The sequence below is a fragment of the Actinocorallia sp. A-T 12471 genome (assembly GCF_033875155.1).
Classification (GTDB): Bacteria; Actinomycetota; Actinomycetes; order Streptosporangiales; family Streptosporangiaceae; genus Actinocorallia.
The window spans coordinates 139025-153457 of record NZ_JAWZTE010000012.1; the positions used below are offsets into that span (position 1 = coordinate 139025).

At 69.4% G+C, this 14433-nt stretch carries 14 protein-coding genes; 6 read left to right on the plus strand and 8 right to left on the minus strand.

Annotation, left to right across the window (positions count from 1 at the left end; translation table 11 throughout):
- The first annotated feature begins 60 nt into the window (after positions 1-60).
- The 4 genes from R9X44_RS28100 to R9X44_RS28115 all read left to right on the plus strand — a co-directional run bounded on the left by R9X44_RS28100 (position 61) and on the right by R9X44_RS28115 (position 3886).
- Entirely contained in the window at positions 61-927 is an 867-nt protein-coding gene (locus R9X44_RS28100) for an MEDS domain-containing protein (RefSeq protein WP_319817319.1), read from the plus strand.
- Positions 927-1877: a sensor histidine kinase gene (locus tag R9X44_RS28105; RefSeq protein WP_319817320.1), complete on the plus strand. Its 951-nt coding sequence runs from the start codon at positions 927-929 to the stop codon at positions 1875-1877. The genes R9X44_RS28100 and R9X44_RS28105 overlap by 1 nt, the downstream gene beginning before the upstream one ends.
- Before the next feature lie 168 nt (positions 1878-2045).
- A complete protein-coding gene (locus R9X44_RS28110) occupies positions 2046-2960 on the plus strand; it encodes an MEDS domain-containing protein (protein ID WP_319817321.1) in 915 nt (304 codons plus the stop codon).
- Positions 2957-3886: a sensor histidine kinase gene (locus R9X44_RS28115; RefSeq protein WP_319817322.1), complete on the plus strand. Its 930-nt coding sequence runs from the start codon at positions 2957-2959 to the stop codon at positions 3884-3886. Before R9X44_RS28110 ends, R9X44_RS28115 begins: the two co-directional genes overlap by 4 nt.
- Here the strand turns inward: R9X44_RS28115 and R9X44_RS28120 are convergent.
- From R9X44_RS28120 to R9X44_RS28130, 3 genes are all read right to left on the minus strand, one after another.
- On the minus strand, positions 3876-6680 hold the full coding sequence (locus R9X44_RS28120) for a hypothetical protein (RefSeq protein WP_319817323.1): 2805 nt from the start codon (positions 6678-6680) through the stop codon (positions 3876-3878). The two genes, R9X44_RS28115 and R9X44_RS28120, sit on opposite strands and share 11 nt — an antisense overlap.
- Positions 6681-7331: 651 nt before the next feature.
- Positions 7332-7529, minus strand: a complete 198-nt coding sequence (locus tag R9X44_RS28125; protein WP_319817324.1) for a DUF397 domain-containing protein — start codon at positions 7527-7529, stop codon at positions 7332-7334.
- Positions 7530-7540: 11 nt separating this feature from the next.
- The gene (locus R9X44_RS28130) at positions 7541-8404 is read right to left on the minus strand and encodes a helix-turn-helix transcriptional regulator (RefSeq protein WP_319817325.1); all 864 of its coding nucleotides are present in this window, start codon (positions 8402-8404) and stop codon (positions 7541-7543) included.
- Positions 8405-8951: 547 nt separating this feature from the next.
- Here R9X44_RS28130 and R9X44_RS28135 point away from each other — a divergent pair.
- The gene (locus R9X44_RS28135; RefSeq protein WP_319817326.1) at positions 8952-9554 is read left to right on the plus strand and encodes a hypothetical protein; all 603 of its coding nucleotides are present in this window, start codon (positions 8952-8954) and stop codon (positions 9552-9554) included.
- Positions 9555-9660: 106 nt separating this feature from the next.
- Here the strand turns inward: R9X44_RS28135 and rdgB are convergent, their stop codons facing one another.
- From rdgB to R9X44_RS28160, 5 genes are all read right to left on the minus strand, one after another.
- Positions 9661-10260 carry an RdgB/HAM1 family non-canonical purine NTP pyrophosphatase gene (gene rdgB / locus R9X44_RS28140; RefSeq protein WP_319817327.1) on the minus strand — a complete coding sequence of 200 codons (600 nt, stop codon included), beginning with the start codon at positions 10258-10260 and terminating at the stop codon, positions 9661-9663.
- Positions 10257-10976 (minus strand): ribonuclease PH, encoded by a 720-nt coding sequence (gene rph, locus R9X44_RS28145; protein ID WP_319817328.1) that lies wholly within the window; start codon positions 10974-10976, stop codon positions 10257-10259. The genes rdgB and rph overlap by 4 nt, the downstream gene beginning before the upstream one ends.
- 22 nt (positions 10977-10998) lie before the next feature.
- Positions 10999-11742 (minus strand): MBL fold metallo-hydrolase, encoded by a 744-nt coding sequence (locus R9X44_RS28150; RefSeq protein WP_319817329.1) that lies wholly within the window; start codon positions 11740-11742, stop codon positions 10999-11001.
- Positions 11743-11767: 25 nt separating this feature from the next.
- Positions 11768-12592, minus strand: a complete 825-nt coding sequence (gene murI / locus R9X44_RS28155; RefSeq protein ID WP_319817330.1) for a glutamate racemase — start codon at positions 12590-12592, stop codon at positions 11768-11770.
- Positions 12593-12664: 72 nt separating this feature from the next.
- Positions 12665-13450, minus strand: coding sequence for a thioesterase family protein (locus R9X44_RS28160; RefSeq protein WP_319817331.1), 786 nt, complete (start codon positions 13448-13450; stop codon positions 12665-12667).
- Between the two features lie 72 nt (positions 13451-13522).
- On the opposite strand from R9X44_RS28160, the gene R9X44_RS28165 reads away from it, so the two are divergent.
- Positions 13523-14422, plus strand: coding sequence for a DUF3825 domain-containing protein (locus R9X44_RS28165; protein ID WP_319817332.1), 900 nt, complete (start codon positions 13523-13525; stop codon positions 14420-14422).
- Positions 14423-14433 lie beyond the last annotated feature (11 nt).

Below are 14433 nucleotides of genomic sequence, written 5' to 3' on the forward strand. Positions count from 1 at the left end.
GCACACAAAGGCACCGGCGCGTACCCTGGTGTGGTCGGCTTTGCTGGGGGCGCTTGAGGAATGCGGAACACCATGCAGGTCTACCGGCCGGTCAGGGACCTACTGCCCGGCGACCACGCGTGGTTCCCGTACGCCTCGGAAGAGGAGCAGGGCCACGTCATCGGCCCGTGGATATCCGACGGCCTCGAGATCCGCGACAAGGTCATCTACATCACCGACGCCGAACACTGGCAGCTCCCCGGCCTGTACGGACACGACCTCACCCCCGCCGTCCGTCAGGGCCTGCTCACCCTGATCCCGCTCGGCGAGGCATGCCTCACCGAGGGCATGTTCGACCCGCACAAGCTGCTCGGCACCCTGGAAGACGAGATCGCCAAGGCCGAGGAGCAGGAGTTCCGGGGCATCCGCCTCACCGCGGAGAACTCGTGGGTGCTCGCCCAGCCGTTCGGCGACTCCCGGATGGACTTCTGCGAACAACGCCTCGACGCCAAGGTCGCGCCGAGCGTGTCGGTCACCGCGATCTGCCAGACCGACGTCCGCAAATGCCACGGCTGGCAGTACACCCTCCTCGACGCGCACCACGAGGTGCGGGTCCTGCCCAACCCGGACTTCGACGATCCGGAACTCACCATCACGCGCACGTTCCAGCCCATCGGCCTGCACCTGCGCGGCGAGATCGACGACTCCCGCCGCATCCGCTTCGGCGAGGCCCTGAACGCGCTGCCCCGCACGTCAGAGATGTTCGAACTCGACCTCGCCGAGGTCTCGTTCGTCAGCCTCGACGCGTTCAAGGAACTCACCGCCTTCACCCGCAGGCGCGGCCCGCGCTGCCGCGTGGTGCTGCGCCACGTGGACCCGGTCGTGCGCTCCGTCATCGAAGTGGTCGGCCTCGCACGGCTGCCAGGAATCGAGCTTGGTGACAGCTGATGCCCCTCACACACGCGGTCCTTCCCTACCCGGACGAGGACGCCTTCCTTAACGCCGCCGTCCCCTTCCTGCGGGACGGCGCGAAGGACGGCGTGCCCGTCCTCGCCGTCACGGTGGGCAAGACCGAACGGCTGCGCCGCGAGCTCGCCGCCCACGACGGGGCGATCTCCTACATCGACAGCACCGACTTCTACCTGCACCCCGCCCGGATCGTCGCGCGGGTGCGCGACCTGGCCGAGCACGAGGCGGGCACGGGCGGGATCAGGCTGCTCGGCGAACAGGCGTGGCTCGGCAGGACGCACCTGGAGAACCAGGAGTGGCAGCGGGTCGAGGCCCTGGTGAACGTGGTGTTCGCCAGGACCCGCGCGCACATCATGTGCGCCTACGACCTGCGGCTTCCCGAACCGATCCTGCGGACGGCACGGCTCACCCACCCCGAGCTCGCCGACGGCCTTGGCCGCCGTCCCAACCCCGACTACCAGAACCCGCACGAGTACCTGTCGTCGGCCGACCGGACGCCGCTCGCGCCCGCGCCGCGCGACTCGGCGTTCGTGTCGGTCGGCTCGCGCGACCTGCGCGACCTGCGCGCACTCGTCAGCGTGCACGCCCGTCGGCACGGGGTCGCCGGGACCCGGCTGCACCAGCTGCTCGTGGCCGTCACCGAGGTCGCCACCAACGCGCTCGACCACGGCGAGCCGCCCGTCACGCTGCGGATGTGGCCGGAGGGGGGAGGGCTGGTGTGCGAGGTCGCCGACGAGGGCCGCTGGGCCCCCGACGGGCCGGAACACGTCGGACATGTCCCGCCGAGACCGCACGAACAGGCAAGGCTCGGGCTGTGGGCCGTGCGGATGCTGTCGGGGGCCGTCCACGTGCGCACCGGACCGCACGGCACCCGCGTGCGCATCCACACCCCCGTCGGCCGCGCCGACGCCGCAAGGCTGCCCGTGTGAGCGGAGCATTCCTCCTCCGGCGAGGAGGGATTTTCAGATACCCGGAGGAAGAAATCCACAGAACCGGTCACTCTGCCCACGGTCTTCCGCCCGGCGGCGTAGTGTGGTCGACACCAACGGCTACCACAGACGATCCGGCACGCATGTCGCGGACGACCGCGGAGCACCATGGACGCAACTGAGCACGCAGCGGGTGGGCACGGCTGGACCACGCTCCGGTCGGTCGGCGACCTGCGCCCGGGCGACCACGCCTGGCTCGCCTCCACCCACCCCGACGAGAAACGGCGGGTGCTCGGCGACTTCGTCTACGACGGCCTGCGCTCGGCGCAGCGGGTCGTGTGCGTCACCGACGCCCCACCGCAGCACCTTCCCGGCATGTACGACAGGCACGGCATCGACGTCAGGCCGTTCGCCGAGGCGGGCCACCTCGAGGTGATCCCGTGGCGGCGGGCCTGCGCCAGACACGGCCGCGCCGACCCCGACCAGCTCGGCCGCACCCTGGAGCGTGAGATGGACCGGGCCCACGAAGGCCGCTTCCCCGCGCTGCGCATCACCGCCGACATGACATGGGCCGCCGCGCTCCCCGGCGGCATGGACTTCATGCTCGCGTGCGACGGCGCGATGGAGTGCGTCGTCGGACCGAGCACGCAGGCGATGGCCGTCTGCCAGGTAGACACGCGCGCCGTCCGCTCAGCCGACGCGCTCAGCGCGCTTCAGAACCACCACGAGGTGCTCGTCGAAGTGAACCCCGACTATGACGACGGCGTGCTGCGCATGGTCCGCACGTACGCGCCGCACGGGCTACGGCTCGAAGGCGAGATAGACAGCGCGAGGCACCCCGTGTTCACCAAGGCCCTGTCCTCGGTGAGCGCCCCGCGCGCCGAGGTCCACCTTGAGCTCGGCAGACTGAAGTTCATCGACCTTGGAGCCCTGAAGATGCTTGGCGCCCACGCGCTGGACCTCACCCGGGGCAACGGCCTCGTGCTGGACAACCCGACCCCGGACCTGGAGAACGTCATCCAGATGGTGGGCTTCCACCTGTTCCCGGGCATCACCCGCGGCAAGGGCTGGAGGTCGGTGTGACCGGCGCGGCGCTGCAACACCAGGCACTGCTCTACGGCAAGGACGAGGAGTACCTCGCGACCGCCGTCCCCTACGTCCGCGAAGGACTCGACCAGGACGCGATGATCATCGCCGCGATCCCCCGCCGGTGTTACGACGCGGTGCGCGACGTGCTCGGCGACGTCATCTCCGTCTTCGCGGACGCCGAGCACTTCTACCGCCACCCCGTCCGGACGATCTCCCAGTACATGGACATCGTCCGGACCGCGCAGGGCCGTCCCGTCCGGGCGTTGGCGGAGGTCGCGTGGCAGGGGCGCGCGCCGTGGGAGGCGCGCGAGTGGGGGCGGTACGAGTCGCTGGTGAACACCGTGTTCGACAACCGGGGCGTCAGCGTCATCTGCTCCTACGACCGGCGCGTCATCGGCGAGGACATCGAGTCAGAGGCCCGCCGCACCCACCCGCAGCTGCTCGACGGCGGCATGTTCCCCGCCTACAACGACTCCTACGAGCACACCGAGGTCTACAACTCCCGCTGCGACAAGACCCCGCTGCCGCCCGTCCCGGCCGACGCGGCCCGCCGCGACGTCACTTCGCTGGACCTGGCCGGCATGCGCGCCTTCGTCAAGGACCACTGCACCCGCTCCGGCATGTCCCCCCTCGTCATGGGCCGCTTCATCACCGCCATCAACGAGATCGCCACCAACGCCCTCACCCACGGCACCCCGCCCGTCCAGGTGATCCTCTGGACCACCCACGACACGGCCTTCTGCGAGGTCGCCGACATCGGCCTCTGGCACCCCGACGAACTCGAAAGCTACCTCCCCCCCGAATCCGCCAACGCCCCCTCCTTCGGCCTCTGGTCCGCCCGCATGCTCGTCGACCTCGTCGAAATCCGCGCCGGCTGGCACGGCACCCAAGTCCGCCTCCGCACCACCCTCACCGAGTAGCCTTCCGGATTAGCAGGCCCTCGATCCGTAGCCTTGGGGCCTTGTCTGCCTGGGGTCGGGCCACCTCAAGCCGGTCGAGCAGGTCGTTGATGCGCGTCACGACCTCGGGGTCCGTTCTGCGGGGAAGCATCGCGACGAGGTTGAGGGTTTCGCGCCGCAGCGTCGCGAAGAACGCCGAATGGTCGGCGGCGAGGGCCGGGGACTCGCGCAGCAGCCAGCGCGTGTAGGGGTGTTCTCGGTTCAGGCACACACCGGGGACGACGAGGCCGTCCGAGCCCTCGACGGTGAGGAAGAACAGGGGCGGGAACAGCAGCTCGGCGGCGGAAGGCTCCTGCGGGCCCACCGCGTCGACCCGAGCGTGGACCAGGGCCGAATTGACGTCGGTGACCACGAGTCTGGTCCGCGTCGCGAGCAGCGTCCAGGCGCAACGACGCGCCGTGAAGTCCGACACGGGCTCGACGTTGAACTCGACCCGGTCTCCCACGGTGAGGTCGTCCACCCGTGCCGTGCCCGAGGAGGTCCGCACGATCTGCTCGGCGGCCCACCCGTGCTCGCCGACGAGTAGCGGGTCCGCCATCAGCTCGGTGAGGGCGGGGTCTGCGGACCGTCGGAGCTCGTTGGTATCCGTTCGGATCGGCCCCTCGTTGGTGGTCAGCCCGGCGACGGACAGGGCGCGCCGGGTGGCGAGCTCGATCGCCGACAGGACGGGCCAGCCGAGGTCACGCACCCGCCCACGCGCGACGTCAACGTCCGGTCGCAGCCGGTCGCCGAGCGCGAAGTGGCCGAACACGTGGGCGACGGCCCGCTCCTCGGCTGTGGCCGTGAGAAGGGCTCTCGACGGGAAGACCTGCTCATCAAAGGGTAGGGAAAAGGGTACGAACATGCCGTTGTGGCTCAGCACGGGCAGGTCAGCGATAGCGGACAAGACGTCGCGCCACTCCGGGTGCGAGTAGAGAAGCGCGGACAGATCAACACGGTAGGTGTCCGTCTGCGGCTCGATGACCTGATTCGTCCGGGACATGTCATGCTTCTGGAACTCGACCACGAGAAAGATCCCCTCGGTTCCGTCCGGCCCGAGGATGTCCGAGAGACCTCGGAGCCGCACATCCCAGGTCCGGTGGCGGTTGGGTCCCAGGCCGAGCGGTGTCGTCCGCACCCCCGTCAGATGCACCGCGAACAGCAGGCCCCCGCACCGCGCCTCCGGCGCGAGTTCGGGCAGGGGAAGCGGGGTGAACACGAGCGCGAGCGCGGGGTCCACGGCCTGGGGGATGCCGAGTTCCTTGCCGAAAGTGTTCAGTTGCTCCGCGAGATCCGGCACCGGGACCTTCAGGGGGCCGGGCGGGCCGGACAACAGCGTCGCGGGGAGGCCGACGCGGTCGCCGGCGTACTCGACGGGGGTTTCCGGGAAGGCGATCCAGCTGTCGAGTTCCGCGCGCACGTCGAGGTCGCCGCGTTCGCGGCGGGGGTCTATGCGGAGGGTGATGGTGGTGCCGGGGGTGGTGCGGTAGCCCGGGAGGTCGTCGTGCGGGCCGGGCATGGGTTTGGCGGAGTACTGGGCGGGTGGGGTCTGGAGGGCGAAGAAGCCGTCGCGGCCCCACATCGACAGGCGGATGGGGTGGGCGTCGGGGCTGGCGCGCAGGGTGGACAGTTCGACGCGGTCGGCGACTGAGAAGCAGGACAGGATGCCGATGCCGAAGCGGCTGATGGGGGTGAACTCGCGGCCTCTGCCGTGCTCGTAGGTGAGGAGTTCGGCCTGGAACTCCTCGGAGGTGTAGTACGAGCGGCCTACCTGGAGGAAGTAGTCCCGCAGGATGTGTTCGTCCATGCCTCGGCCGTCGTCGGAGACCTCGATCCACAGGCAGCCCTCGCGGTCGCGCCAGTCGCGGACGCGGACCGGGCCCGGGGTGTGCGGACGGCCGGTGCGGGCCTCCTCGGCGAAGGCGCGGTCGCGGCTGGTGTCGAGTGCGTTCTGGAGGAGTTCGCGCAGGAAGGCGTAGGGGGTGTCGTAGAGGTTGTCGCCGGTGAAGAGTTCAAGGACCTCGGTGCGGCTCGCCGTGAACCGGTAGGGGCCGTAGGTGTAGCCCTGGCTGCGGATCTGATCGCGGCGGATCGGGCCGGGGAGAGGGAGGTCACGCCAGTGGTCGGCGCAGGTGCGGACGACCTTCGCGCAGACCCGGAACTCCTCCTCGATGACGTCGAGGAACTCGCGGATGTCGCGTTCGACGGCCGGGTCGTCGGGGCCCGCGACGAAGGCCAGGGTGTACCCGGCGGTGCGGTCCTTGGGGAAGCGGAAGCCCGCGCAGGAGTAGTGCTTGCGCCACTCCCGGTCGCTCACCTGGTCCCGCGCGGCGGCGGACTCGGCGAGGCCCAGGTAGCGGTAGAGGGTTTCGGGGGTGCGGGAGCGGTCGAAGTCGAGGATGTCCGCGAGCCTGAGCAGCACAGCGCACATGCGCAGGTCGGCGACGTCGTCGATGTCGGCGAGGAGTTCGGTCGGGAAGGCGTCGTCGTCGTAGAGCGTGCGCGCGTCGTGCCCGTGGCTGCGGCACACCGCCGCGAGGTAGGGCGCGAGGTCGATCACCGACCACGTCAACGGAACGGGCAGGCGCTCCGGCGTCAGATGCGCCGCGACGCGCTCGGGATGCGCCCACCGGCAGTACCCTTCCGCGACCTCAACCGGCAACGGCCCCTCCGGCGTCCGCGCGACGGCCAGGGCCGCCCCCGGATGACCCGCCAGATACGCCCCGAAATCCGACGCGTCCCTGAGCGTCGCCCGCTCCCCCTCGCTGAACACCATGCCGATGTCATGAAAATACGCCGACAGAATAAGGATGGCCGCCTCAAGCCCACTGACCTCACCAAGCCGCGGCCCAAGCAGCCTCTCCATCATCGTGATGACGTTCTCGGCATGCGTCCGATCGTGCAACGTATAAGTCGGAAACGTGTCCGGAATCCTGCCGAGCAGCCCAGCCGCATGCTCAACAAGCCTCGTGACCCTTACGACCTCCTCAGCCGGCCCTTTCTCCCGCAACACGCCCCACAGCGTCCCCGTCATCCCACCCTCCCCGCCACATGATCCACCCCCCACCGATTCTGACATGCCAGGCATCCCCAGACACAACCCTCCACCCACCCGCACCGTGCGCCTTTTCATCCCTGATGTGGGTGGCTTGATCACAGCACAAAGCCTGCTCTGTGGGGCGTAAGCCGTACGCTGGCGGCGGTGGCCCGACATATCTGACACCACAGACGAACGTAGTCAGCCGTGATGGTCCGCGGCGTTGTCGGGCAGCTTGGGCGCTGGAGGAAAGGGAAGCAGGCATCAGCGGTTGTCATCCCAGCCGGTAGACGGGGAAAGCCGCCTCGAAGTCTGTCTCGCGAGGGTTTCGGTGCGGTTGAGGGCTCCGGCGGGTGTTCGCCGGCGCCCTCGTTCTGTTCTTGTTCGGGCTTACAGGTGCTTGTCGGCCTTAATGCTGCGGGCGAGGCGCGTAACGGCCGACGGTGTGAAGACCAGGGCGGGGTGGGTGGGGTTCTTGCTGTCGCGGACGCCGATGCTGCCACGGTTTCCCAGTGCGATTTCGACGCAGTTGGCGTCGTCGTCGCTGTACGTCGACTTGCGCCAGGCGGCGAACTGCTCGCGGTTCATGTCGTTTCTTCCTAGGGGCCGGTCAGCAGCCGGTCTGCTGACGTAATCAATAGCTCGATGCTGTCTTCCGGGCTGAGGCAGGCATCCCGGAGTAGGCCATACCGGTCGATGTAGCGTTCGACCTCCTCGGGGCTGGTGGCCACGTAGTCGGCTCCGACGTTCTCCACGGCCGCCACCGGAGGGTCTTCGGGGTAGTCGTACATCGAGAACGTGACGGTCGGTACGGCGAAACTTCCGATGATCGCGTCCACCGGGAGGACCAAGAGGCTGATCTTCTCCTCGCGGGCCTTGTCGGCCATCAGTTGGAACTGGGCCGCCAGGACCTCCGGTGGTGCGGACGCTCGGCGAACGGCGACCTCGTCGAGGATGACCTCATACAGAGGTCCCCTCGGCCGGTGGAGCATTCGCTGGCGGCCCATTCGCCCATCGACGATGCCGTCGGGAGTCGCTCCGGCGGCACCCTTGGTCCAGCCTTTCGCCGCCAGCCGTGCCCGGATGTACTCCGGGCTCTGCAACAAGCCCGGAGCCATGCAGGGCTGGAACTCGCGGATGAGGGTCGCTCCTGCTTCCAGGTTGGCGTAGAGGGCCTGCCGCTCGCCCATGGACTTGGCCTTGAGTTCCCACCAGCCGCGCTCGGCCGCTTCTCGGGCGATCCGGACGATCCGCTCCCACTCATCTCCCGTGACCTGGAGGACGTCCAAGATTTTGAGCACGTCATCGAGGTTGGGCGCGATGTGGCCGTTCTCCAACTTGCTGATCGTCGGGCGATGCCCGTTGATCTTCTTGGCGAGCTGCTCATGGGTCATCTTCTGAGCGGTCCGCACACGGATGAGTTCGCTGGCCAGTCGGAGACGGCGAACGTAGGGGCTGATCATCGACTCTCCCGTGCTTCGTGACGTCCCCGTGCGGAGAACGTCGAGGGTCAGGTTATCCGTACACCGAAGCGCTACGTCGCGGATTCCTCTTCGCTAGCGGGCAGCGCTACGTCAGCCCTGGGTCCGTCACTATTCCGGACCAAAGGACTACAGAAGGTCTTGCCAGTACGCCTCTACGGAATAGATACTCGCTACCGTATCAACCTCAGTACAGTACGCAGATCGCTAACTGAAACTATGAACGACCGGTACCCATCTGGCTCGATTCGATGCTCGATGTCCGATCTCGCGGAGGAGTGCCCGGGACATGTACACGGCGACCGAAGAGGCTCTGGAGGCCGAGTTGGAGAAGCAGGCGGCTGTGATGCTCCGCGTTGAGGCGTTCGCGGCGGGGAGCTTCTAATGCCTCGGCACGGCAAGGCTCTCCTGCGGTCTCCACCCGCGCGCGGACGGTCGCGTGGGAGTTCGTCTTCCGATTACAGAAAGGTGTGTGCGAATGTCGAGGCGTAAGCGTTCTGTGAGCGTGCGGGAATCGGGGGGGCTGGGGGTGGTGCCGTTCATCACGGCCTGGTCGTCGGAGAGGGCGCCGGGGTTCGCGGTCGTGGTTCGTGACGGGCGGATCGCGTACGCCGACGAGACGAAGCGGGACCGCGACGGATCAGGGGTGTTGTGGACGCGGAAAGTGTTCAGTCCCGGGGTCGGGGTTCCGCAGTTCAAGGCCGTCCACCCCCTCCGGCAGCGGCGCGCGATGGAGCGTCTGCTGTGCCAGGTGTGCGCGAAACCGTGCGATAAGAGCGCTGTCTGGATGCTGTCCCAGCGGGAGTACGAGAGCGCGGAGGGCCCGTGGCCCGCCCCGGTCATGACGGCGCATCCGCCGCTGTGCCCGGGATGCGTGGAACGGGCGACACGCCTCTGTCCGCACCTCCGGAACGGATACGTCATACTCCGGCCCGATCGCATCGCCCCGGCCGCGCTCACCGGAGTCCTTTACAGGCCCACCCCGCTGGGGCTCACCCCCACCGCCGCCACCATCGCCTACGACGACCCGCGCACCCGCTGGATGCGGGCGGTACAACTCCACGTCCAGCTCAAGGACTACACCCTTGTCCACCCTCGCGACATGAACGTCACCAGCCCCCAGAAGCGCTAGACGGCCATGGAACGGCACGCGCGCCGGGAACGCATCGCTGGCAGCCGGTGGTCGCGGGGGGCCCGAAGGGGCCCGGGATGCGGCGGGCGGGGCGGGGCGGGGTGGGTTAGGCGCCTAGGGAGGTGGCTAGGGCTCGGAAGGCGTGGGCGCGGTGGCTGAGGGTGGATTTTTCGTGGGGGGTTAGTTCGGCGGTGGTGCGGGAGAGGGCGGTGACCTCGAAGATGGGGTCGTAGCCGAAGCCGTTGGCGCCGCGGGGGGTGCGGACGATGCGGCCTTCCATGCGGCCTTCGAAGACGTCTTCGCGGCCGTCGGGGTGGACGATCGCGGCGGCGCAGACGAAGTGGGCGCCGCGGTCGAAGTCCTGGACGTCGGCGAGCTGGTCGAGCAGCAGCTGGAGGTTCGCGCGGTCGACGCCCTCGGGGGCCGCCGCGCCGTACCGGCCGGACCAGCGGGCCGACAGGACGCCCGGCATGCCGTTCAAAGCGTCGACGCACAGGCCCGAGTCGTCGGAGACCGCGGTGAGGCCGGTGTGCGCGGCGATCGCGCGGGCTTTGAGCAGGGCGTTCCCGGCGAAGGTCAGCTCGGTCTCCGGCACCTCGGGCGCGTCGGGGAACGCCTCGAGCCCGACGACGTCGAAGGCGGTCAGCAGATCGTGCAGCTCAGCGATCTTGCCCTTGTTGCGGGTGGCCAGCACCAGCGTGGTCATCGCGCGAGGGCTTCCTTCTGCATCATCGTGAGGTCGGTGCAGCCGAGCTGCGCGAGGTCGAGCAGCTCGTTGAGCTGCTCGCGCGAGAACGGGACGCCCTCGGCGGTGCCCTGCACCTCGATCAGCCTGCCGTCGCCGGTGCACACGACGTTCATGTCGGTGTCGGCCTTGACGTCCTCGGCGTAGCACAGGTCGAGCCGCGCCTCCCCCTCGACGACGCCGACGCTGATCGCGCTCACCGACGTCAGCAGCGGGTCCCCCTTGGTGAGCCGCTTGCCCTGCATCCACGTGACGGCGTCGGCCAGCGCCACATAAGCGCCGGTGATGGCCGCGGTGCGGGTGCCGCCGTCGGCCTGCAGGACGTCGCAGTCGATCGTGACGGTGTTCGTGCCCAGCGCCTTGAAGTCGACGCAGGCCCGCAGGGACCGCCCGATCAGCCGCGAGATCTCCTGCGTGCGCCCGCCCAGCCTGCCCTTGACGGACTCGCGGTCGTTGCGGGTGTTGGTGGCGCGCGGCAGCATCGCGTATTCGGCGGTCACCCAGCCGAGGCCGCTGTCACGTCGCCAGCGCGGCACCGAGTCCTGGACCGAGGCGGCGCACAGGACCCTGGTGCCGCCGAACTCGACGAGCACCGAGCCTTCGGCGTGGTCGAGCCAACCGCGCTGGATACGGACATGTCGGAGCTGGTCGTTCACACGACCGTCGGGGCGAGGCATACCGCCCACCCTACCGTCGCGATCAGAGCCGGTAGACGGCTCCGCTGCGGGCGAGGTCGATGGGGCCTGAGTAGTCGCCGTCCTTGGCCTCGACCATCGAGCGTTCGGAGTCGTTCCACGGCACCAGGTGCGTCAGGACGAGCCTTGCGGCCCCCGCGCGTTCGGCGTACTCGGCGGCTTCGCGCGCGCTGAGGTGCAGGTCGGGCGGGTTGTCGCCGTCGAGGAATGACGCCTCGCACAGGAAGAGGTCGGCGTCGCGGGCGAGGTCCACAAGGACGTCGGTGCGGCCGGTGTCGCCGGAGTACGCGACGGTCTTGCCGCCCGAGGTGACCCGGAACCCGTAGGACTCGATGACGTGGTTGACCGGCCGCACGGTGATCTCGAACGGCCCGGCCTGGAACGCCGCGGCCAGCGGGACGAAGTCAAACGTGTCGGTCATGCCGGGATTGATCGGCAGGTCGTACGCCTCGGCCATGCGCTTGTCGGCGTGCGGCGGCGCGTATACCGGGATGCGGGGTTTCTCCCCGCCGGGACAGTATTTGCGCGCGACGTAGTAGCCGCACAGGTCCATGCAGTGGTCGGCGTGCAGGTGCGAGATGGCGATGGCGTCGATGCCGTACAGGTCGTGGTGGCGCTGGAGCGCGCCGAGCGCGCCGTTGCCGAAATCGAGGAGCAGCGAGTAGCCCTCGTCCTCGAAGAGATAGCAGGAGGCGGGGCTGTCCGGCCCCGGGAAGCTGCCAGAGCAGCCGATCACGGTCACCCGCACGGGGAGCTCCTCTACTGGCTGTGGGTCATGGGGTGAGTCGGAAGACGCTGGTGTCGGACGGCGACTCCACGTAGCCGATCACCGGTCCGAGGAAGCGTCGTCCTATCGCGGCGAACACCTCGGGGTCGCCGGTCGCGCGGAACCGGTGGACGGGTGGGGCGGCGGCCTCCGCGCGGGCCATTCCCCTGTCGTGCAGCAGTCGGTAGACGTCTTTGGCTGTCTCGTCGGCGCTGGAGACGAGGGTGACGCCGTCGCCTACCACGTAGGAGATCACCCCGGTCAGCAGCGGGTAGTGGGTGCATCCCAGAATCAGGGTGTCACACCCCGCCTCGATGATGGGAGCGAGATAGGAGCGGGCCACGTCGAGCAGTTCCGGGCTCATCGTGACCCCCTGCTCCACGAACTCCACGAAGCGCGGGCAGGCGACGCTGGTGAGGTCGATGTGCGGGGCGATCTCGAAGGCGTCGTCGTAGGCGCGGCTGGTCACCGTGGCGTGCGTGGCGATCAGGCCGACCTTGCCGTTGCGGGTGGCGGCGACGGCACGCCGCGCCGCGGGGAAGATCACCTCGACCACGGGGATGCCCGCGTACCGCTCCCTGGCGTCCCGCAGCATCGCCGAGCTCGCGCTGTTGCAGGCGATGACGAGCATCTTGACGCCCTCGCCGACGAGCTTGTCCAGCATCTCGAGGGCGTACTCGCGGACCTCGGCGATGGGCCTCGGACCGTACGGCTGACGCGCCGAGTCACCGAGATAGAGGATCGGCTCCCCGGGCAACTGGTCGAGGACGGCCCGCGCGACGGTGAGCCCGCCGAAGCCGCTGTCGAAGATTCCGATCGGCGCGTCTGACATGACGCCTTAGGCTATGCGAACTGGCCGAAGCACATTGTGTGACGCTCAATACATGCGCCCGCAATGTTGGTGTTACTTACGAGTACGCGCTGTACGCGCGAGCTGACGGCTCTGTGCGACGAGAGTGCCTGACGAGTCCCAGATCTCGACGTCCTCGTCGTTCCACCCGTCGCGCACGAGCCGTCCGCCGCCGTGCACGGTGAGCCACCCGGGCGCGGGCAGGGCGCGCAGGTGCCAGGTGAGGTCGACGGTCGGCGACCAGCCGACGTTCCCGGTGTTGACGACGACGGGCACGAGCGCGTCGAGCGCGAGGGCGAGGACATAGGGGTCGGGGTCCTCGCCGCTGGCGAGCCTGAAGTGGGCGCGCATCTCGGGCCTGCCGCTCGGCTCGCCGTCGAGCCACCCCATGACGGCGGGGTCGAAGCGCATGTCGACCTGGGCGACGAACCCGCTCCTGTCGTGGCCGGACGGGCGGCACTCCTCGATCGGCGGGATCGGCGGCCGCTCCCCCTGGTAGGCGGGCTCGGACGTCGGGTCGAGCGTGCCCGTGGTGACCATGGCGTCGACGATCGGCTTGCCGTTCTGGACCAGGGACACGCGCGCGGTGGCCGCCGTCCGCCCGGTCTTGCGCGGTTCCACGACGACCTGGGCGGGCCCCGGCTGGGCGGGGCGCAGGAAGCTCGCCGCGGTGGTGAGCGGGTGCGCGTGCGGCGACTCCGCGACGGCGGCGCGCAGCAGCACGCCCATCAGGTAGCCGCCGTTGACCGCCTCGCCGAAGCTGTACTCCTCGGCCAGGCGGACGGCGTACTCGCCATCGCCTTGGGGGGTGACCGAGGTGGCCTCCTGGTACGTCGTCATGGCAGCCAAGCCTACAGACCGCCATATTTCCGGCCCATCCCGGACCAAAGAGAGATCAGTTAGCCTGGCCCCGTGACGCTGCACGAGTCGAAGCCCTCGTTCGCGGAGGGCCGCGGGTTCCCCGACTTCGGAAGGCTGGTGGGCGATCCGCCGTCGGCCGCCGCCACCCGTCCCGCGCGCCCGGCCCGCGCGCTGTACGAACAGGTGGAGCTCGGCCCGCTGCGCATCGACGGCACCACCACCGAGGACTGCTTCGACAGGCTCGCCAGGCTCGCCGCCCCCGAACCCTGGACCGCCCCCGGCCGCGACGGCACATGGCTCCTGCGCGAATACCTCGAGCAGACGTTCGAACGCCTGCACGCGCAGCGCCGGATCGCGGTGGCCGCCGACGGGTCACGCAGCCTCTTCGACACGGGTCTCACCACCGCCGACGACTCGGTGATCTACGCGCTGTGCCTGCCCGGCGCGAACCCCGACGGCGCGCCCTGGGCGTTGCAGAGCTGGGTGGTGGAGGACGACCCGCGCGTCGCCGACCGCTTCCCCGACCGTCCTGGCCGCGCCGAGTTCACCGCCGACCCGGCCGAGCTCGTCTTCGACTGGCGGCTTCCGCTCACCGCCCATCCCCGCTCGCTGCTGGACAACCGCGAGTCCGTCGCGGTGCTGCCCGCCGAGCTGCGCACCAACCCCTACCTGGCGGGCCTGGTGATGGAGGGCGCGATCCGCAGGGCCGAGACCCGCGCCCACCGCGACCCGCGCAGCCCAGTCCCGGCCTGGGATGCGACGGCGGAGAAGGTCAGTCTGCTCCTGCCGCTCGCGCTGAGCTCCCCCGACACCGCCGACGTCGCGCTCGTCGTCGCCCAGGAGCCGTCGGCCTACCGCGCGGTGTCGATCCTCGCGCTCGACGTCGCCCGCTCCCGGGCCCGTCTGCTGTCCCGCCGCACCGACTGGCTCGCCGCACCCGTCGAGGGCTGAGAAACGGCGAA